A 21342-nucleotide genomic window follows, 5' to 3' on the forward strand; every position below is an offset into this window, starting at 1 on the left:
GCCGGTGGCACACAAGGCCGGTGGGAGGGAATCGATTCGGTCATGCGCCCTGTGCAGACCGTTCTTGGTCCGCTCCCGGCCTCGTGCGTCCGGGGGCCGGTGCTGGCCCACGAACACCTGGTCCTGGACCTCAGACGGGAGAACGACCGCGATGCCGTGCTGCTGCCGGGCACACGCGCGGCCCCGGTCGCCGCCGAGCTGGCACGCCTTCGCAAGGAGTACGGCCTGGCCCTGGTGATCGAGCTGACCTGCCCGGGCATGGGCCGGGACCCGCACGCGCTGACGCGCATCTCCCGGGCGTCGGGGGTGGCGGTGGTCGCCGCCACGGGCTGGTACCACCAGTTCTTCCACCCTCCCGAAGTCGCCGCCGCCGACACCGACCTACTATCGAGCACGGCATCGCCCATACCGGTATCCGCCCCGGCGTCATCGGCGAGGTCGGCAGCCACCAGGCCCGGCCCAGCCAGGCCGAACGACGCGTGCTGACCGCCGCCGCCCGCGCGGCGGCCACCACCGGCCTGTCCGTCGCCACCCACGCGCACCTCGGCCAGGGCGGCCCGGCCCAGCTGGAACTGCTCACCAGTGCCGGACTGCCCGCCCACCGCGTGAGCATCGGCCACCAGGACCTCCTCCACGACCCCACCGTCCACCGGGAACTGGCCGCGGCAGGCACCACAGCCCGTGCAGCCAGCCTCTCACCACATCGCCGTCGTACCGCCGGGTTGCTCACCCGCACGATCTGCGAGGCCAGACAAAGGGCTTCCTCACCAGAACAGAGACGGGGCGAGACCGACGATCATTGGGTCTCGGCGATCGGATCTCCGAATGTGTGGACACCGGGCTGGGGCAGGGGCTCATGGCTGCTGCCAGAATGCGGCCGCCTGGCCGGCGAGCTTGCGGATGGTGGGCGGGTCCCCGATCGCCGTGGGCAGGCAACGGCCGAGCACGGTGGCGAGGGTGGCGATCGCGTCGATGAGGATCAACGAGTCGGCGCCGAGAAGGTAGAGGTTTTCGTCCACGTCGAGCAGCCGGTCACTGTTCGGCTCGAGGAGCGAAGTGATGTGTCGGCGCAAGAATTCTTGGAGCAGCCGGGCGCGTTCGTCTTCGCTTGCCTGCTCGACCTGCTGGCGTATTAGGTCTGTCGATGCCGCGCTCACGGCAGGCGGGTCTTCAATCGGGCGGGGGCCGGGTGCCTGCGCCCAGTGGCGTCGGCGCTCGTAGGGGTAAGTGGGTAGCGGCACCCGGCGTCGCCGGGCGGGCTCGTACCAGTGGGTCCAGTCGACTTCGGCGCCGCATGTCCAGGCCAAGCCCACCGCTTCCAGCAGCACCTGGGTGGCCGACCGCCCTTCGGAGAGGCCGAGCTCGACCGCGACCAGCCCTGCCTCCTCCACTAGGACGGGTATCGTCCGCCTGTCATGGGTCAACGTCTGCGCGCGGAGCCAGGTTGCCGGATCTGTTGCCTGACGCGGCGTCAGCCAAGTTGATCCCAGACTGACCGGCACCCGAGGCGCCACGCATCCCAGGGCACTGTCTTGCCCGGCGGCCAGATCGAGTGCGTCGGCCAGGCCGAACACTCCAGCCAGGCAACCGGCCACCAGGCAGCCTCTACCCCATCCCACGTACGCGGCCGGCACAACCCCCCACTCCTGGCACACCCGGGCCAGCGCGTACGGCACAACCAAAGCCCCCACCGCGTCCGTGGCACCATCGGCCAGCAGCGCGGCGGGCCGCACACCGAGAATGTCGCAGCACTCGTCCATCACGTCGCGAAACCCCCCTGGTTCCTCGTACAGCCGCGCCACACCCAACAGACCGGACACGTGTGGCAGTAGGACGGCGAACCCGGACGGGTGCTCCGTGACTTGCCCGGTGTGCAGTCGGTCCGGGTCCTGCGCCGCCAGTGCAAGCGCTGCCTCCCGGGTGTCGGTGCAGACCACTGCCCGTCGATGAGCGTGTGCCCGCCGCCCGGCGGCCAGGGTGTATGCCGCCGAGGACAGGGCTAGCTCCGGCCGCCGGCGCAGCGAGCGGGCCAGCTCACCGGTGGTTCGCTCCAGCGCTTGGCTGCTGCGTGCCGAGACGAGCAGTAGTTCGGCGTCACGGGGTTTGGGGTGCTCAGCGGGGGTGGGTGGCTCCTCCAGTACCGCATGGGCGTTGGTGCCCCCGACCCCGAACGAGCTGACCCCCGCGCGCCGGGGCCCGTCACCGGCCGGCCACTCGGTCAGCTCGGTGCCGACCCGAAACGGGCCCGCCGCGAAATCGATATCCGGATTGGGCGTGCAGAAGTGAAGACTGGGCACCAGGGTGTGATGCCGCAGCATCAGCACCGTCTTGATCAACCCCGCCATCCCGGCGGCCACATCCAGATGTCCCACGTTGGTCTTCACTGAGCCCAGCACTATACGCCCGGCACCAATCGGCCCGAACGCCAGGTTGAGCGCGGCCACCTCGATTGGGTCGCCCAACGGCGTTCCGGTGCCGTGCGCCTCGACGTAGCCGATCGTCTGCGGCCCGCAGCCGGCCACCCGCTGCGCCTCGCGGATCACCGCGGCCTGGCGCTCGACGCTCGGGGCTGTGAAGCCGACCTTGGCGGCGCCATCGTTGTTGACCGCGGTGCCCTTGATTACCGCGTGGATCGTGTCGCCGTCGGCCAGTGCTGCCTCCAGTGCCTTGAGGACTACGACGCCGACCCCGCTACCGATGATCGTTCCGCGGGCGGCGGCGTCGAAGGTGCGGCAGTGGCCGTCCGGGGAGAAGATCATCCCCTCTTGGTGCAGGTAGCCTTCGTCCTGCGGCAGCCGTATGTGCACTGCCCCGGCCAGAGCGAGCGAGCACTCGCCGGCGAGCAGGCTCAGGCAGGCCTGGTGCACGGCGACCAGGGAGGTGGAGCAGGCGGTGTTGACGCTGATACTCGGCCCACGCAGATCCAGCTTGTAGGAGACCCGGGTCGTGAGGAAGTCCTTGTCGTTAGCCAGCATCAGCCGGTAGCGCGTGAGCGCCGAACCTATGCGGTACCGGTGGGCGAGGTTGGCTAGCAAGTAGGTGTTCATCCCCGCACCGCCGAACATCCCGATCTCGCCCGGGTAGCGGTACGGGTCGTAGCCGGCGTTCTCCAGAGCGGCCAGCGCGCACTCCAGGAAGTGGCGGTGCTGCGGGTCGAGGAGCTCGGCCTCGTCCTGCGGAATGCCAAAGTGACCGGCATCAAACAGCTCCACGCCGTCGAGGACCTGACCGGCCCGCACATACTGTGGGTCGGCCGCCTCAGCTAGGTCGGCGCCGGCAGCGCGCAGTTGCTCGTCGGTGAAGAAAGTGACGCTCTCCCGGCCTTCCCGCAGGTTGCACCAGAACGCCTCCACGTCCCCGGCCCCCGGGAAGCGGCAGGCCAGACCGATGATCGCGATGTCGAGGTCCGTCACTGTCCCACCTCCGCCCCCGCCACCCCTGCGGCTGGCAGTTCGATGCCCAGCTCGGCCGCGGTCCGACGCATGTCGAGGAACTGCCGGGCCACGAATCGGGCCGCCTCCTCGCCCGCGTCCAGCCGAGTGAAGACATCGACAAGCTCGCGCTCTTGCTCATCCGCATCGCCATGCCCGGCGGCGATGTCCAACACCAGGCCCTTCAATCGCTCCTCGAGGTCTGGAAGCTCGGCGGCGCGGGGGAAGGCAAGGGAGAATGTGGTGCGCCCATGGCCAGCGTTGCGTCGCACCGAGCGGCGGTAACTGGCAGCGTTGAGTTTGTAGAACATGCAGTCCCAGTTGGCGTACGAGTAGTAGTTCAACAGGGGGAACAGGGTGCAGTGCGTCTCCAGGGGCGAGGAGGCGTACAGGCCCTTCTCCTTCAGCTCGGCGACGATCCGCTGTGGGTCGTAGCTGTACCGGTCCGCGATGAACGGGAAGACGATCCTGGGCAGGTCGTCCTCCGGTGCAAAGAGGATGTCCTCCAACTCACTGCCCATGGGGCCGTCGGCCAGCTGCTGTCCGAAGGCCTGCCAGAATCCCCGCACGATCTCTCGTACATCGGATGTCATGGTGAGGATCTGCTGCGGGTCGGCGCCCAGCACGATGTACCGGATGCGCAGCCGGAAGGCGTGCAGGATCGCCCTCATCACGAAAAAGGTGCGGCACGAGACGCAGGGCAGCTTCTCGTCCAGGTACTTTCCGGGCCGATCGACCGGCCGGTTGAATACCTCACGCATCACCGCCTTGAGGGTGTCGTCGTCCGAGTCGACGACGAAGGTCGCCGGGATCCGTTCGCGAGCCAGCTTGATGTTCTCCGCGGCGTACGTGCTCTCGAACGGCACGTCGAAGGTATAGGACAGCACCCGCTTGCCGTGCTCGTTGACGTACTTGTCCAGCAGATAGGTGCTGTCCTTGCCGCCGCTGTACAGGAACAGGCAGTCGTAGTCGCTGCGCGGATCGGGTCCACTGCAGGCGAACTCCTCAAACACCCGCTTGGTGTACGAAAAGTTCGCCAGCAGTTCGCCGGCCGTGTCGAGTTTGCATACGCTGCAAACCCCGTCGGCTCCCAGCGTGACGCCGGGATGAGTGTCTTTCAGCGCGCAGATGCTGCACATGCTCACGGTGGTCCTCCCTGTTGCTTCGTCGGTTGCGATGGTCTAGACGGTGCGGCGCCTTCGCAGCTCGTTCAGCACGGATTGCTCGCTGCGGACGGTGCGCCGCCGTACGGCCTGGGTGGGAGCCGGCGCATCTAGGCGGCGGGCCAGCGCACGGATCGTCGGGTACTCGAACATTTCCACACGGGTAAGCGGCAGTCGCACCCTGTCACGCAGCCGGGCCATGACCCGGATCAGCAGCACCGAGTCGCCGCCGAGCTCGAAAAAGTTGTCCTCCGCCGCCACCCGTTTCAGACCCAGCACTTCCCGCCAGACCTGTGCGATGGCTCGCTCGGTGCCATTCAGCGCGCCCGCTGCTCCCGCCTGGAGTGGCAGATCGGGCAGCGCCATGCGATCGGTCTTGCCGTTGGCGGTCAGGGGGATCCGCTCCATCGTCACAAACCGTGCCGGGACCATGTAGTCGGGCAGGACGGTGGCCAAGTGCTCGCGCAGTTGCTCCGGGAGGGCGGGGAGTTCGTGCGGCACGATGTAGGCCACCAACCGGCACCCGCGCAGCGCCACCACCGCTTCCCGCACCAGAGGGTGGGCGCACAGCACGGCCTCAATCTCGCCGGGCTCTATCCGGTGGCCGCGGACCTTGACCTGTCCATCTAGACGGCCCAGAAACTCCAGGTGTCCCTCGTCCGTCTGCCGGACAAGATCGCCGCTGCGGTACAACACGCCAGCCAGGCCCGGCACCCGGACGAACCTCTCGGCGGTCAGCTGGGGCTGGTTTAGGTAGCCTGCGGCGACCTGCTCACCGCCGATGAAAAGCTCACCCGCAACGCCGGGCGGCAGCGGTCGCAGCTCGTCGTCTAGCACGTGGAAGCGAGTGTTGGCGATCGGCGGGCCAATCAGCGGGGGCGACCCGGGTCGTACCCGGCTGACGGCCACCCAGATGGTGGTCTCGGTGGGCCCGTACATATTCCATACTTGACTGCCCCGGGTGAGCAGTTCCTGGGCGAGATCCGGTGGCATGGCCTCGCCACCGCACAGCATCCGCAGCGGCGCATCCTTCGGCGGCCCCGGCCAGCCCGCTTCGATTAGCATCCGCCAGGTTGCCGGGGTCGCCTGCATGACGGTAGGTCGGCTGCGCTCCACATGAGCCCGCAGTTCGAAGCCGTCAACGGCTGTATCGGACGAGGCGAGCTCGACTTGCCCGCCAGTGACGAGCGGGACGAACAGCTCCAGTGCCGCGATGTCGAAGCACACTGTAGTGATCGCGAGCAGCCGGTCCCCGGGGGTGAAGCTGAGGGAACGGGACATCGCGCACACGAGGTTCGTCAGGGCCCGGTGGCCGATCCGCACACCCTTAGGCCTGCCAGTAGAGCCCGAAGTGTAGATAACGTAGGCGTCGGCCGAGGGCGGCACGTCCGCACCGTCGTAGGAGGTGGCCACCACGGACGACTCCTGCCTGAGAACCAGGAGTTCGGTTCCGAAGGCGGGCAGGCTGCCAGCCAGACCCGGTTCGGTGATCAGCAGTACCGGATCCGCGTCGGCAATCATCTCGGCGATTCGCCCGGACGGGTAGAGCCCGGCCAGCGGCACGTAGGCGGCGCCGGATTTCAGCACCCCCAGCAGGGCCACCACCAGATCGGCCGTCCGCTCCAGATACACCCCGACCAGACGCCCTGGCCCGGCCCCCCTCGCCCGGAGTAGGCCAGCCAGATTCGACGAGCGGAGCTCAAGTTCGCCGTAGCTGGTGGTCTCGCCACCGCAGACAACAGCCGGAGCATCGGGCTGCATCAGGGCCTGACGGGAAATCAGCCGGTGCACCGGCTGGTCGAGCGGGAAGTCGGTTGCGGTGTTGTTCCAGATGGTTACCGCCCGCCGGGCCCTGGTGGTACCAAGCGGGACCTGGGCCGGCTTCGACTGCGGATCACGGGCGAGCGCCTGCAGGAACGCGGCCGCATACTCGGCCAACCGGTCGTCGGAGCTGACCCACTGGCAGGGGCCCGGCTCTCGAGGGATCTGGATCAGCAGCGTGGACCCGGGCATCGGGGCCGCTAGATCGACTTCTGACGCGGCTAGTTCCACGACGGCCGGAAGGCTGCGCGGGGCGGCGCGCAGCAGGGGATGACGCGTCCATAAGTCGTGCGGCAACAGGCCTCGGCTCTCCTCCTCGTGCAGCAGCCGACTCACCTCGGCGTACAGCTCGGCAAAGCTTCGCGTCCCCAACTCCGGTACTCGCAGGGGGACCCAATCCGCGTACAGCGCGTCGACCACCGGATGACCGGTGTCGCGGGCGGGTAACCGCAGTCCGAGATCCGCGCCCGGGGTGATCCCGATCCGGACCAGGAAGGCGAGCAGGGCAGTCAGCAGCCACTTGGTGCGCTTCGGCCCCTCGGAGGCCAGCTGCGTGGGTATCGGTATATGCACCGGCCCGCCACCGCGTTTGACCGTGAACCCCGGGTCGGCCGGCTGCAGGTGGGCCAGCCGCCTCACCCAGGACGCCTCACCAGGCAGGCAGCGGCGTTCGGCCTGCTCGGCCGCGGCCAGCAGAGCAGGATCGGGCATGACCATAGTAGATCCGCTCCGGACCCCGCGGGCAGCCAACGCCGCAGCGTCCAGCGGGTCACCACCCACCGTGCGCAGATCCGCGAGCTGCAGGTCCCGGCCCGTCGTGGCGACCGTTACCTCGCCCGCAGCTCCGACCGCCAGCACCGTCCCCGATGCCTGCTCCGTCCGACAGGTCAGCACCGTTGCGGCCCGGACGAGCATCGGCTCGTCGTTCGCCACCGCCTTCACGGTGCCGAAGGTATTGGGGTGCGGCCCGAAGTCGGTGGCCCGAACGGCAGCCGCCAGTTCCTCGGCGCTCCGGTCCCAGCGCAGGAACCCGGCGCCCGGTGGCCGGTCGAATCGGCCGTGGTAGATGCGGGCGACTGGATCCTGCGCTCGCCGCACAGCCACACCCCGCTCCAGCGCACTGACCAACTCACCGAAGGAGTCAATGCCCGCCTGCAGGCACTTGAGGTTGAGCGACGCGCTGGTATCTATCGGGTCCACCGCGACCGACCGCTGCACCAGAAGGTCTCCGGCGTCGGCTCGTTCGGTCATCACGTGCCAGCTGACGCTGTGGGAACGCTCGCGGCCCAGGACCGCCCAGGTGGTGGCGTACATCCCGGCATGCCGGGGCAGCGGACCGTCATGGAAGTTGACCGGCAGCGCGCGCGGTAGAGCCAGCACCTTGGCCGACAGCATCCGCAGGTTGGCGATGCTGAAGAGGTAGTCGAACGGCTCGTTGGACAGGTATGGCACCAGCTCTGCCCCGAAGTCGGTCGCCGACAGACCGGCGCGCTCCGCCCAGGAGCGGATCCGCGCCACCGGTGAGACCACTCCGAGCACCCGATGGCCGCGCTCGAGCAGCAGCTCCGCACACGAGACGAGCAGGGAGTTCTCGCCCACCAGAAAACAATTGAAGTGTCGCGCGCCCATCATCCCTCTTTCCGGTTTTGTGCTCGGGGTCAGTGGTGCCAGCGGCTCGGTCGTTGATCGGCGCGATCACAGCACCGACCCTCGTGTCAGACCAACGAGCGGGGCCATGCGACAGCCACCTGCCGAGGCCCCGTGGGCGCCGGATGCCCGAGATGCGCACGGACAAGAACGCATCGCCAGATGCAGCCGCCCTGTCTGCTGTAATGAGTAACTGCGCGAGCCGAGATGAATGCCACCTTTCTTCCGTTGGCGAACGTTACCCAGGGACCGCGGTGTCGATCACGAGGCGGCGTCGGCCTGGGGAAGGGTGACCGACGCCAGCCTTGTCCGGTGACCATTGAGCCGACCGGATTCTGGTGCGCATCATCTGGCCATATGCCGAGCGTGGCCACCGGAACGCTAGTCGGCCGCTCGGGTAACGGCCGCCACTGCGATGACCTTGCACGCAGGCGCCAGACCGCTCCGCCTCATCGAACATTCAAGTGGTTGTCGCTGGTCACGCCAACACCTAGCGCCGTGCCTTGCCCGTACTTCGACAGGCACGGCCCTGCGACCACGTCTCCTTCACGCCTCCAGCCTCGCTACCGGCCTCAGCTGACGGCGTTGCAAAAGATCCAGGTCCAGCGACCGCCAACATCCTGCCGCAGCCCCGAAGTGCTCAGGCATGTCCACACCACCCGGCGACTTGGCCGGCGCTACCGACGAAGGATCCAGGGCCGATTGCAGTCGCCGAGCGGTACTTCGACAACTCGTGCCCTCAGCTGAGGCTTGGTTCGGCGCATCGCGGGTCCGATCGGGATACGCCAAACGCACATCGGGTTCCCTTGATGGTGGATAGCGGTCGCGGCTCTCATGGAGTCGTCCGGCCGGTCCGGCTAACGATTGCCTCAGGGCACGCCTTCCTGCGCACTGTGGGTGGATTTTGCGGGGAGCATGGCCTGCGGGTCAGAAGAACACTGGCGGGGCCGCGTCTCGGGAGACGGACGCGGTGAGGTTCCGCCAGATCCTTCTTCGACACACCCGATCGGACGTGGGTGTGCCGCGGGTACGGGCCGGACCGGTCGGGCTCTTTGAAAGCACTGCCAAATCGGGCTCGCCCTCGATTCAGCAGAGCACCTCATCGAGAACCAGTCATGGAGACCATGCGAGTGGCCGATCGATCACCCCACGAGCCCATCGCGGCGGACCACGCCCCTAGGGCAGTGGCTACGACGGCCCCATCTCCGCAACTCTCTTCTGGAGGGCAACTCATGATCAGCGACACCACCACAGCATCTACGGAAGAGCCCATCGCCATCGTGGGCATCGCGTGTCGCCTGCCGGGCGGCATCACCACGCTCGACGGGCTGTGGGATGCCTTGGCCCGGGGGAAGGATCTCGTCACCGAGGTTCCCGGCGACCGATTCGACCTGAGCCGGTTCGTCGACGAGCAGCACCTTCGACCCGGGAAGAGCTACACCGGTGCCGGAGGATTTCTCGACGACATCACCGGTTTCGATACAGGGTTCTTCTCCCACATCTCGCCACGCGAGGCCGAGTGGCTCGACCCGCAGCAGCGGATCCTCCTCGAACTCGCGGTCGAGGCAGTCGATGATGCCGGGCTGGCGGCCGCAACCCTGGCAGGATCCGACACCGCCGTCTACGTCGGGGTCTCCAGCCGGGACTACATGGACCTCCAGACCCGCCGCACCCGCCAATCGAGCCCCTACGCCCTGACTGGCAACTCGGCGGCCAACACCGCCAACCGCATCTCTCATCTTCTCGACCTGCACGGACCCAGCACGGCGGTGGACACCGCCTGCTCCTCCGCCTTGACCGCCCTGCACGAGGCGTGCGAACAACTGCGCAACGGGTGCAGCCGACTTGCGCTCGCCGGCGGAATCAACATCTTGATCAGTCCATACGCCTATGCTGGGTTCTCCGCCGCTTACATGCTCTCGCCCACCGGACGCTGCCGAAGCTTCTCGGCCCAAGCCGACGGCTACGTACGCGCCGAAGGTGGTGGCCTCCTCCTCCTCAAACGGCTGTCCGACGCCATTACCGACGGCGACCGGGTGCACGCGGTGATCCTGGCTAGCGGCACGAACAGCGATGGCATGACGCCCGGCCTAGCCGTTCCGGATCAAAACGCCCAGCAGAATTTGCTGGGCCAGGTGTACGAGCGCGCTGCCGTGTCACCTGACGAGCTGGCCTACCTGGAGGCCCACGGCACCGGCACTCGTGTCGGCGATCCGATCGAATGCCGGGCCATCGGGGCTGCCCTGAGCACGCATCGCACCCAGGGCGAGCTCCTGATCGGCTCGGTCAAATCCAACCTTGGCCACCTGGAGGCCGCCTCTGGCGTGGCTGGCCTACTCAAGGCGATCCTCGTCCTGCGCGAGCACGCCGTACCGGCCACCCTCAACGCCGAGCCGCTGAACCCCGACATCGACTTCGCACAGCTGAAACTACGCCCGGCCCTGGACTTAACGCCGCTGTCGGCGCCACCTCAGGCGGTGGGCGTGAACTCTTTCGGGTTCGGCGGCGCGAACGCACACGTCCTGCTCGGACCAGCTCCCCAGCCCTCCGAGCAAAGCGACCAGCACGGCAACAGGGATGAGCTGCCCATGGTGGTCTCGGCGCGTACACCCACCGCCCTGGGGGCTGCTGCGACCCAGCTCGCCGACCACCTCGAAGACAGCCGCCACGACCGCCCGTTCTACGACACCGCCTATACCGCCGCCCTGCGCCGCGGGCATCATCCGCGCCGCGCCGTCGTCCTGGGAGACGGTCCCCACCAGGCAGCCCAGGCCCTGCGTGCCCTCGCCGACGGCAGGGCACACCCCGCCAGTGCGGTTGCCGAGCAGGTCCGCACCGGCAAGGTCGCCTTCATCTTCTCCGGCAACGGCTCACAGTGGGCCGGCATGGGAGCCGACCTGCTCAAGACCACGCCCATATTCCGCGACGCGGTCGAACAAGCAGACGCCGCGCTCGCACCGCACCTGGGCTGGTCGGTGCAGGAGCTTCTCGCCGGCCCGCCCGAGGCTCAGCGTCTAGCAGCCACCGAAGTCGCACAACCACTGCTCTTCGCCGTCCAGATCGCTCTTGTGGCGCTACTCGACAGCTACGGACTGCGCCCCGACGCGGTAACGGGCCACAGCGCGGGTGAGAGCACCGCCGCCCATGTCGCCGGCGCCCTCACCCTGGCCGACGCCGCCGCCGTCGTCGCCACACGGAGCCAGCTACAAGCCACCACTGCCGGAGCCGGCCGGATGGCAACCATCAGCGTCTCCGAGGAACGCATTCGCGCCGAGCTGCGCTCCTTCGAGGGCCTGCTGGAGGTGGCTGTGATCAACGGCGACAGCCACGTTGTCGTGGCCGGCGCCCCGCACGCACTGGACGAACTCGGCCAGCGCATGCGGGGTCACTCCTTCCGTCTGCTCGACCTCGACTACGCCTTCCACAGCCGCGTCATGGACCCCCTCGCCGAACCACTGCGCACGGCTCTGGCCCACCTGCGACCCGACGAGACCACCCTTGCCATGGTGTCCTCGGTGACCGGTGCCCTCACCGACGGACGCGCCCTGGACGCGGAACACTGGGTGCGTAACGTCCGTCAACCAGTGAGGTTCGCGGACGCCGTACACACCCTGCGCGCCCAGGGCTGCGACGTGTTCGTGGAGGTCGGCCCCCATCCGGTGCTGTGCGGATACCTGCGTCGGCTGACCGTCTCGCAGTCCGATCCCGTCGCCGTCATCCCGACCTGCCAGCGCGAGCGGGCCGGCGGGGGCGGCCTGGCCGAGGTACGCACGGCTGTCGCCCACGCCGTCGCCGCCGGCGCTGGCATCGACTGGGAGCGGTACTTCCCCCGTCCGGGACGAGTCGTCGACCTGCCCGGCTACCCCTGGCAGCGCGAGCGCCACTGGCGCGGAGAGCCCAGCTGGTGGAACAGCACCACCGAAGAGGAAGCCTCAGACGGCCAGGTACACCCGATGCTCGGCACCAGGCTCACCGAACTGGAACCGGTGTGGGCCGGACCGCTCGAGGTCACGCGGGTACCCTGGCTGGCCGACCACCGGGTCGGTGCCAGCGTGCTACTGCCCGGGACGGCGTACGCGGAGCTCGCCCTGGCAGCCGGCCGCCGACTCTTTGAAGCGCCGGTTGAGCTCGACTACCTGGACATCACCCAGGCACTCGTCCTACCTGAGGACGACGAGAGCGAGGTTTGGCTACAAACGTCGTACTCCGAGGGTGACCAGCAGCTGCGCATCGCGAGCCGAACCGGCGAGCACGGCCCCTGGCGCATCCACGCCCGCGGGCGGGTCCGTCGCCTACTCGCGCCCACCCCGTCGGACCTTGACATCGCCGCGGCACGCGACCGATGCGACCAGCGGTGGGAGAGTAGCGAGCATTACACACGCGCAGCACACGCCGGACTGCCCTACGGCCCGTCCTTCCAAGTGCTGCAAACCCTGCACATCGGCAAGGGCGAAGTCCTCGCCTCCTACGCGAGCGCCCTGAGCGGGGAGGGATACCAGGCGCACCCGGTGATCATGGACGGGGCTCTCCAAACCGGTCTCGCACTGCTGGCCGGCTTCGGCGACGCGATCCCGTTTCTGCCCACCGGAATCGAACGGGTGCGCCTGTGGCGGGCCCCGACCACCGAAGGAGTGGCCTACGTCGTAGCCCGGGAAATAGGCGCCCACGAGGCCTGCTGGGACGTCACCATCACCGACCACGACGGACAGGTCTCCATGGAACTAGTGGGCTGCCGGGTCCGCCGCTGGGCAGGCGAAGACCTGAGCGGACCACCGGTCAGGTATCTAGAGCCGGTCCTGCGCGCCGCCCCCGGACCCGACCTCGAGGCCACCCCGGCACCCGCACTGCGTCCCGCCGTGCTGCGTGACGCCTCCACACGCCACTGGCAAGAGCCGATAGCCGAGGGCACAGCGGCCGACGGCTTCGTGACCAGCCTGAAGGATTTCAGCGCACACTTCGCCGCACGGGCCATGGCCACACTGACCAGCCGAGACGACGAGTTCACCGTCGCAGATCTCATCGCGCACGGGATGCGACCCCAATACGAGCCACTGGCCCCCCACCTGCTGGCCCTCGCCACCCGATTCGGCCTCGCCAAGCAGACCGGCACCGGACGATGGCGCCTGACCGCGACCCCGCAGCCCGAAGCGAGGCTGCGCGCGGCCATTGACCGACACCCGGCGCACGCCATGGTCGCCATCCTCTACGCCCGCTGCGGACTCCATCTGCCCGCCGTGCTGCGCGGCGAAAAGGACGCCCAGGACCTAATGTTCGCCGAGCAGGACCAGCACCTCGTCGAACACTTCTACAGCCACTTCCCCCCGCTGAGCGACAACCACCAGCACACCGCCGCGGCTGTGCGCGCCCTTGTCACGCGATGGCCCACCAACCGGCCGTTGCGGATCCTCGAGGTCGGTGCCGGCACCGGCGCGACCACAGCCGTCCTGCTGCCGCTGCTGCCCCCCGAACGCACCTCCTACCTCTTCACCGACGTCTCGCCTACCTTCCTCACCCGCGCCCAGGCCCGATTCGCAGCCTATGACTTCGTCGACTACCACCTACTGGATCTCGACACTAATCCCAGCGAGCAAGGATTCGACGACCGCACCTACGATCTGGTCATCGCCAGCAACGCCCTCCACACGACAAGCGACCTGCGGCGCACGCTCGGATACATCCACCGTCTGCTGGCCGCCAACGGGCTGCTACTGGCTGTGGAGAGTCACGATACCGCCCAGCTCGCCCCGTGCTTCGGCCTGCTCGACAGCTTCTGGTCCCACACCGACCGCGAGCTCCGCCCGGACAGCCCCTTGCTCCTACTCGACGCGTGGCAGCGCCTCCTGGCCGACTGTGGCTTCACGGACACGCTCCGGCTCAACGACGACACGATGGCCAGCGACCAGTCCGCGGTAGGCAATCAGTCCGTTCTGCTCGCCGTCCGAGGCGACATCGACCCGCCCGCCCCTCAACCGCTGCCCTCAAGCGCCAGCGACCACTGGCTGATCCTCGCCGAACGCCCCACCGCCCCGCTCACCAGGGCCCTGGCCACCAGCCTGAGCCAGGCGAGCGGCCGGGACGTCCCAGTGGCCGAGCCGGACGGCACCGCCGGTCTCTGGAGCAGTCGCCTTCCCAGCGACACTCGGGCCCCCCACCTAGTCCTCCTCCTCGACGAACCGACCCCCCAGCGGCCGCAAGACACCTTCGATCAGGCCATGCGCCGCATGGCCGACGTGCGCGCGCTCGCCGTCGACTGCCAGGCTCTGCCCACCACCGTGAGCCCCGCCCTGTCGCTGGTCACCCTGCCCACCGGAGCACTGTCGGCCCCCGAAACACCCCAGGCGATCGGCGACGCCATCGCCTGGGGCGCCTGCCGCACCCTCGCCAACGAACAGCCCAAGGTCACCGTACGTCGTCTGTCCCTGCAGCACGGCACCGACCCGGCCACCGACGCCCGGCGTCTGGCCCGAGAACTCCTGCGCCGCGACACCGAGGCCGAGGTGCTGCTCACACCCGAGGGCCGCTTCCATTCGCGAATCCTGCACCACACACCAAGGCCCCGGCACATCGCCCCGAACCCAGGGCCGTGCGTGCTGCGTGTCCAGACTCCCGGCATCCACCACCGCCTCCACTGGCAAGCCCTCGCCGAGGCCCTGCCGGGCCCCGGCGAGGTCGCCATCGCCGTGCGCGCCGCCGCCCTCAACTACCGCGACGTCATGATGGCTGTCGGAACTTACCCGCCAGGCGGGGAGAGCATCACCGAAGACGGCATCGCCCTCGGCCTGGAATGCGCCGGCACGATCACCGCCGTCGGCCCAGGCGTCACCAGCCTTACGATCGGCCAGCGCGTCTACGCCTCTTCGCACCACTGCCTCAGCACCCACGTGATCGCCCGCGCCGACCAGACCGGACGTATCCCCGACGCCATGACCTACACCCAGGCAGCCACGCTTCCGGCCGTCTTCTTCACCGTCCAGCACAGCCTGGACCGCCTCGCCCACCTCCAACCCGGCGAAACCCTACTCGTCCATAGCGCAGCCGGTGGCGTCGGACTGGCCGCGCTGCAACTCGCACAGCACCGCGGCAGTCACGTCATCGCCACCGCTGGCACCCCGGCCAAGCGGGACATGCTCCACATGCTCGGCGCCGACCACGTGCTGGACTCGCGCACCCTCGACTTCGCCCACCAGGTCAGCGAACTGACCAACGGACAGGGTGTGGACGTCGTCCTCAACTCCCTCGCTGGCGAAGCCATACCACGAACCCTCGAACTGCTACGTCCTAAAGGCCGGTTCGTCGAACTCGGCAAACAAGACATCTACCAAGCCACCCCGTTGCTCCTGCGCCCCTTCCGCAACAACCTCGCGTTCTTCGGCGTCGACGCCCACCAGCTCCTAGCGAACCCCTCTCACAACACCGAGTTCGCCGAGATGGCCAACCACATCACCGCTGGCCATTACCGGCCCCTGCCCCACCAGACCTACCCGGCCGAACGTGTCACCGAGGCCTTCCACGCGATGCGCCGCTCTCGCCACCTCGGCAAGGTCGTCATCACCTTCGACACCGCGCCACGCCCCGACCGCCCCGAGCCGATCACGCCCAAAGACAAGTCGGACGGCACCGTCCTGGTCACCGGCGGTTTCGGCGGCCTCGGCGCCGCCACCGCCATTCACCTGGCCCAGCGCGGCACCAAGCACCTGGCGCTGGCTGGCCGCGCCGGCGCCCATACGCCGGGCGCCGACCAGCTGCTCCAGCAACTGAAGGCCCTCGGAGCCAAGGTCACCACCCACTCAACCGACATCACCGACCCAGCCCAAGTACACGCCCTTGTCGAGGAGATCAACGCCTCCAGGCACCCGCTTCACGGCATCGTGCATGCTGCCATGGTGCTCAAAGACGCCCCACTGCCGCAGCTCTCCCAACGCGACCTGCGTGAGGTCCTCGCCCCCAAGCTGCTCGGGAGCCTCCTGCTCGACGAGGCCACCCGCGGCAGCGAACTGGACTTCTTCGTCCTCTACTCCTCCGGTGCCAGCGCCGTCGGCAACGTCCAGCAAGCACCCTACAGCGCGGCCAACCTCTTCTTGGAAGCCCTGGTCCGTGCCCGCCAGGCGGCAGGCCAACCCGGCCTCGCCCTCGCCTACGGCCCCATTAGCGACGTCGGATACGTAGCCAGGGAACACCTGACCGACTCGATGGCCCAACGCGGCTGGTACGCCATCACCTCCCATGAGGCGCTCACCGCCCTCCACCGGCTCCACGGCGACCGCGCGCCCGTGGTCCTCATCGAACGCTCCGACTGGGAAAAGCTGCACCAGATGATGCCCACGGTGGACACTCCGCGCTTTGCCGCCCTCCTGCTCCCGGAAACAGCCAGCCAAGCAACAGCCGACCCCGACGAACTACGGCGAAAGCTCGACAACGTCACACCCGACGAAGCACATCGGCTCGTCAGTAACATCCTCGCCGACGTGATCGCCACCGTGCTGCACCATCCGGCTCAAAATCTGGACCACGCCCGGCCGCTCAACGAACTCGGCGTCGACTCACTGATGGCTACCGAACTCACGGTAGCTTTGCGCCGCCGGACCGGCCTGGACTTCCCGTCGCTGGAGATCGTCAACGGCGGCGGCGTGAGCGCCCTGGCGCACCGCGTCCTCGTCCGTCTCGGCCAGACACCCGCCGTCTCCGCCTCCTAATAGCCAACCACACCGGTGGGGTCCAGACCATGAGCGTGGCCTGGACCCGACCGACCGCAGAGGGAGGACTTCGATGCCGCTGCACGCCAACCGGATCCCCCTGACCTTCGGCATCCTAGGCACCCTGGAGGTCACCCACGGCGCCCGACCCTGCGCCCCCACCGCCCCTAAGCCGCGGATGCTCCTGGCCAGTCTCCTCATCCGCCACGGCCACGTTGTCCCCACGGACGACCTGATCCGCACCATCTGGGGTGATCGGCCGCCACGCACCGTGGACAGAGCCTTGCAGGTCTACGTGTCACAACTGCGTCGCCTTATCCCCCATGCCGCCATCCTGGACACCCTCCGCCCCGGATACATGCTCCGACTCGGCCCCGACGCCCGCCTGGACAGCGCCGACTTCGAGAAGCACTGCCGCCAAGCCCACGAGGCCTTCGCCGACGGCCAACTCGACCAGGCCTCCGCCCTACTCACCCAAGCTCTCACGCTCTGGCGCGCCCCGGCACTCGCCGACGTCCGCACCAGCCCGCTGCTCGAATCGGCTGCCTGGCAACTCGACGAAGCCCGTATGCTCGCCGTCGAACAACGCATCACCATAGACCTACAGCGTGGCGAACACGCACACGTATGTGTAGAACTGGCCGCGCTGGCCGCCGAACACCCCCTACGTGAAAGCTTTCAGCGACACCTGATGCTCGCCCTCTACCGCTCGGGCCGACCCGCAGAGGCGCTACGCTGCTACACCAGATTCCGCGCTCGTCTTCGCGAGGAACTGGGTCTGGAACCCAGTCCGTCGCTGCAACAGCTGCACCTGGCCATACTCCGCCGCGAACCAGCACTCGAGCCCCCGCGTCCCCACCCATTCGAGCTTACACCGCTACACCCCCACCGTGACTCTCGCTGACCTGCACTGCCTCGGGGAAGGCTTGGCGGATCGCCTCACGTGGCAGCCCGCGCCGTCCCGGCAGACGTACTCGGCCCAGGAATGCTCGCGGCCCCGCGATCAGACTCTGCAGAGCGCGCGTCTGGCGCCTCACTTGCCGAAGAAGGGTGTGTAAATCATTCGGCTCTTCCAAGATTTTCGTAGCCGATGATCTACGCGGGTCCTGGTGACGCGGTGCCGCTGTGGGTGCAGGCTGTGGCAGTGTGAGGTCGCGTTGACGATGCCGCTTCCTCAGCTGGCCGGGGTGCAAGTCGAGCGAGTTGAGGCCAGTGAGGGGCTGGTACGGATCACGGCGCGGACGCATGCCGGGGTCCCGGCCGACTGCCCAGGATGTCGGCAGGCGTCGGGGTGGGAACACAGCCGGTACGTGCGCCATGTCGCGGACGAAGCCATCGGCGGGCGCCCGGCCGTGATCGGCCTGTCGGTGCGCCGGCTGTACTGCGAGAACCCGGCCTGTGCGAAGCGGACGTTCGCCGAGCAGGTCGAGGGCCTGACGGTGCGCTACCAATGGCGAACCCCGGCTCTACAGGCCGTCGTCGAGGCGGTGGCGCATGCCTTGGCGGGCAAGGCCGAGGCCCGCCTGCTGCTGCACCTGCACCAGGTGCTCAGCTGGGCCACCATGCTGGCCTGTCTTATGCGCATTCCTCTGCCGGAGCGGCCGTGCCCCGGGTGCTAGAGATCGACGAGTTCGCCCTGCTCAGAGGCCACCGCTACGCAACAGTCCTGATCGACGCGGAGATCGGCAAGCGCGTGGAGGTCCTGCCGGACCGGAAGATGCAGACGGTCACCGCGTGGCTGCGGGAGCATAGCGGAGTCGAGATCGTCTGCCGGGACGGGGCCGGGGGCTTCTCCCAGGCCGTCACCGGCGCCGACCCGGCCATCGTGCAGGTCATGGACCGCTGGCACCTGTGGCACGGCCTCGGCGAGGCGGCTCTGAAAGAAGTCGCCGCGCACAGCACCTGCTGGACGAAGGCCGGCCCACCGGTGACCGAGGGCCGACGGGCGGCAAACACCCGCGAACGGTGGCACCAGGTGCACCAGCTCCTGGACGCGGGCGTCGGCCTGCTCGACTGCGCGCCGGCTGAACCTAGCCCTGAACACCGTAAAACGCTATGCCCGCCATCCCGAACCCGAGCAGCTGGTCCGGGCCCCGGCCTGCCGGCCCACCCTGGTGGACCCCTACCGCGACCACCTGCGCCAGCGCCTGGCGGAGAGCCCGGCCGTCCCTGTCACCCACCTCCTGCACGAGATCCATGAACTGGGCTACACCGGCAGCGCGAACCTGCTGGTCCGCTACATCAACCAGGGCCGCATCGAGGCCGACCACGCCACCCTCTCCCCACGCAAGGTCACGGGGCTCCTCCTCTCCGATCCCGACCACCAAAGCGACGAGCAACGTGTTCTGCGTGATCAACTCGCCGCCGCCTGCCTTGAAATGACCGCCCTGTCCGCCCTGGTGAGCCAGTTCGCCCGACTGGTGTCCCCCTCGCAGGACAATGCGGAGGTGCTGACCGGCTGGATCGCCCGAGTCAGGGACGGCGACCTGCCCCTTCTGCAGTCCTTCGCCACCGGCCTCGAACGCGACCGGGCCGCCGTCGACGCGGCGCTGACCCTGCCCCCCACAACGGGCGTACCGAAGGCTCCAACACCAAGAACGAGCTGATCAAACGGCGGACCTACGGCCGCGCCGGCTTCCCACTCCTCCGCCACCGGATCCTGCTCGACTGAAACGATCACCGGCTACGAAAATCTTGGAAGAGCCGCTCGATTGACAGACCCGCATCCTGTGGCGGGACCTTCCGACGCGATTCGGGAACTGGAAGACGACTCATGACAGGCATCACAGGTGGTCCACGGATGGTACGTGGGACAGGTTTCTGCGGGCCGTCCAGACCGATGCCGATGGAGACGGCCGCATCGACTGGTCCATGGTGAGTGTGGACTTTACCGTGTGCCGTGCCCACCAGCACGCCGCCGACGCCCACAAGCGGCCACCACGGAAACCCGGCAAGGTCACCCGGTCTGCCGAGCATCGCCCCGACGAAACCCTCGGTCACTCACGCGGTGGGCTGAGCACAAAAATCCACCTGGCTGGCGAAGGCGGACTGCGACCTCTGGCCCTGCTGGTCACGCCCGGCCAATGGGGCGAGGCCTCACACATGATCCCGGTCCTGGACTCGATCCGCGTCCCCCGCCCAGCAGGCGGGCACCCACACCCGGCCGGACCATCTGAGCGACGACAAAGCGTACAGCTCCCGCCGCGATCAACGGGCCTACCAGCAGAACCGCGGCAGCCAAGGAGGCCGTCCCACCAGCTTCACCTCATCGCGCTGCGCCCGCAGGAACGAGGTCGAGCGGACGATCAATCAGCTCAATGGCTTCCGGGCTATAGCAACCCGCTTTGACAAGCAGGCCTACGTCTCTCACGGCACGGTGACCGTGGCCGCGGTTCGGCTCTGGCGCCGCTCATGACCCGCCGGACAGTTCTCAGCCTGGCCGAAGGCGGTGGAGCGTACGGCGGCTACTGGGTGAGTGCCCTACGAGGATTGGGCCGTGAGGCGCTGCGAGCAGTGGCGTGCTCACAGCGCCTCCTTGGGGATAGCGGCCAACTAGGGCGCAGGCGCTGTCGTTCCTCGTCGCGGAGACCGCGGCAGCCTTGGTGAGCAGAGTGTTGCACACCGTGCCACTGCCCGGCTTCGGGAGGGCGAGTCCGCCGATCGCGCACGAGAGGTCGCCGACGAAGGTGTTGCGGGCCAGCTTGGAGTCTGTGAGGTAGTTGGCGCAGTCGGTCGCGGTGGCGTGGGCGGGCCGGGGCGGTGATGACCGCTCCTCCGGCGGCCAGGGCCAGGGTGCCCAGGGCGGCGGCGAGGCGGGGGCGGATACGTTCCGTCCTAGCCTGCCCTCATTTCAGTGGGGGCAATGCAAGGCCGAAGCCAGGCGACCGGAACTTGTGAGTCCAATCGCTTCATGCCGGTAACCGGATAAGAGGACTTTCGGTCACGCCACGAGGGAGTATTGCAAGGTGGCTGTCGTTGCCGACTCGCCGTGGCGTGGACCCACCACCGACCACGTTGGAGAGCTCCGGGGGTCAAGGCTTTGAGTGGCCGACGACCGGATGTCAAGCGGGAGTTCACTCGGTGGGGTGAAGTAAAGCCGCCAATCGCGCCATCGGTGTATTTTCCGTTCGAGTGTCGGCAGCATGGGCGTACCGCCCGGCCCTCCCCTGAAGAGAATGCCTGCGCCCCGCGCTGCTCGCCCTCACGAGTACTCTCGCCCTGGCTGCCTCGGTCTCCACTTCCGTGCACGCGGATGCCAAGGGCGAGATCAACTACTGCTCCCACAGTAGAGAGGCGACCGATCCGTATGTCTCCTTCACGGAACAGAACCTGAACGGATGCATCCCCATCCCCAAAGTTGCACCTGTCGAGACCGCGTACGCGCACGAGGCGCAGAACGTCAGCGACCAGGCCAGGGCCGAGATCTACTCGGATGACAACTGTGAGAGCACCAAGACCGTCCCGAAGGTCAATGAGCGGGCGCCCGATAAGGTCCACTTCCGGACAGTGAAGTTCGCGCCCACCTCGACAGGGTGAACACCTCCCGGAACATGGTCTGGAGCTCTGCGGGTCCAGCACGACTTCGGC

At 68.2% G+C, this 21342-nt stretch carries 9 protein-coding genes and 2 pseudogenes; 8 read left to right on the top strand and 3 right to left on the bottom strand.

All coding sequences use genetic code 11. The annotated features are described in order from the left end of the window. Nucleotides 1-42: 42 nt before the first annotated feature. Nucleotides 43-671 (top strand): annotated as a pseudogene (locus tag ACOTKD_RS12975) (phosphotriesterase family protein); the annotation flags it as partial. 183 nt (nt 672-854) lie between these two features. Here ACOTKD_RS12975 and ACOTKD_RS12980 read toward each other — a convergent pair. Genes ACOTKD_RS12980 through ACOTKD_RS12990 form a run of 3 tightly spaced genes read right to left on the bottom strand, consistent with a single transcriptional unit; the run spans nt 855 to nt 8014 of the window. Further along, nucleotides 855-3413: a type I polyketide synthase gene (locus ACOTKD_RS12980; protein ID WP_424889049.1), complete on the bottom strand. Its 2559-nt coding sequence runs from the start codon at nt 3411-3413 to the stop codon at nt 855-857. Further along, on the bottom strand, nt 3410-4570 hold the full coding sequence (locus ACOTKD_RS12985; protein WP_424889131.1) for an OzmP: 1161 nt from the start codon (nt 4568-4570) through the stop codon (nt 3410-3412). The genes ACOTKD_RS12980 and ACOTKD_RS12985 overlap by 4 nt, the downstream gene beginning before the upstream one ends. 42 nt (nt 4571-4612) lie before the next feature. After that, the gene (locus ACOTKD_RS12990; protein WP_424889050.1) at nt 4613-8014 is read right to left on the bottom strand and encodes an amino acid adenylation domain-containing protein; all 3402 of its coding nucleotides are present in this window, start codon (nt 8012-8014) and stop codon (nt 4613-4615) included. A gap of 1280 nt (nt 8015-9294) precedes the next feature. Here ACOTKD_RS12990 and ACOTKD_RS12995 point away from each other — a divergent pair. The 7 genes and pseudogenes from ACOTKD_RS12995 to ACOTKD_RS13025 all read left to right on the top strand — a co-directional run bounded on the left by ACOTKD_RS12995 (nt 9295) and on the right by ACOTKD_RS13025 (nt 21291). Beyond that, on the top strand, nt 9295-16755 hold the full coding sequence (locus ACOTKD_RS12995; RefSeq protein WP_424889051.1) for an SDR family NAD(P)-dependent oxidoreductase: 7461 nt from the start codon (nt 9295-9297) through the stop codon (nt 16753-16755). A gap of 73 nt (nt 16756-16828) precedes the next feature. Beyond that, the gene (locus ACOTKD_RS13000; protein WP_424889052.1) at nt 16829-17659 is read left to right on the top strand and encodes an AfsR/SARP family transcriptional regulator; all 831 of its coding nucleotides are present in this window, start codon (nt 16829-16831) and stop codon (nt 17657-17659) included. 406 nt (nt 17660-18065) lie between these two features. Beyond that, a complete protein-coding gene (locus ACOTKD_RS13005) occupies nt 18066-18374 on the top strand; it encodes a hypothetical protein (protein WP_424889053.1) in 309 nt (102 codons plus the stop codon). Then, nucleotides 18368-18955, top strand: coding sequence for an ISL3 family transposase (locus ACOTKD_RS13010; protein WP_424889054.1), 588 nt, complete (start codon nt 18368-18370; stop codon nt 18953-18955). The genes ACOTKD_RS13005 and ACOTKD_RS13010 overlap by 7 nt, the downstream gene beginning before the upstream one ends. Continuing rightward, a complete protein-coding gene (locus ACOTKD_RS13015; protein ID WP_424889055.1) occupies nt 18870-19361 on the top strand; it encodes a hypothetical protein in 492 nt (163 codons plus the stop codon). The genes ACOTKD_RS13010 and ACOTKD_RS13015 overlap by 86 nt, the downstream gene beginning before the upstream one ends. Before the next feature lie 109 nt (nt 19362-19470). Then, nucleotides 19471-20170, top strand: a pseudogene (locus ACOTKD_RS13020) (IS5 family transposase); the annotation flags it as partial. A gap of 827 nt (nt 20171-20997) precedes the next feature. After that, on the top strand, nt 20998-21291 hold the full coding sequence (locus tag ACOTKD_RS13025) for a hypothetical protein (protein WP_424889056.1): 294 nt from the start codon (nt 20998-21000) through the stop codon (nt 21289-21291). Nucleotides 21292-21342: the final 51 nt, after the last annotated feature.

Origin of the sequence: Streptomyces sp. XH2, from assembly GCF_049725035.1 — a bacterium.
Lineage (GTDB): Bacteria > Actinomycetota > Actinomycetes > Streptomycetales > Streptomycetaceae > Streptomyces > Streptomyces roseoverticillatus.

Coding starts and splice junctions, on each gene's coding strand:
- ACOTKD_RS12985 (WP_424889131.1), bottom strand. CDS start 4,570: ATGTGCAGCATCTGCGCGCTGAAAGACACTCATCCCGGCGTCACGCTG.
- ACOTKD_RS12995 (WP_424889051.1), top strand. CDS start 9,295: ATGATCAGCGACACCACCACAGCATCTACGGAAGAGCCCATCGCCATC.
- ACOTKD_RS13000 (WP_424889052.1), top strand. CDS start 16,829: ATGCCGCTGCACGCCAACCGGATCCCCCTGACCTTCGGCATCCTAGGC.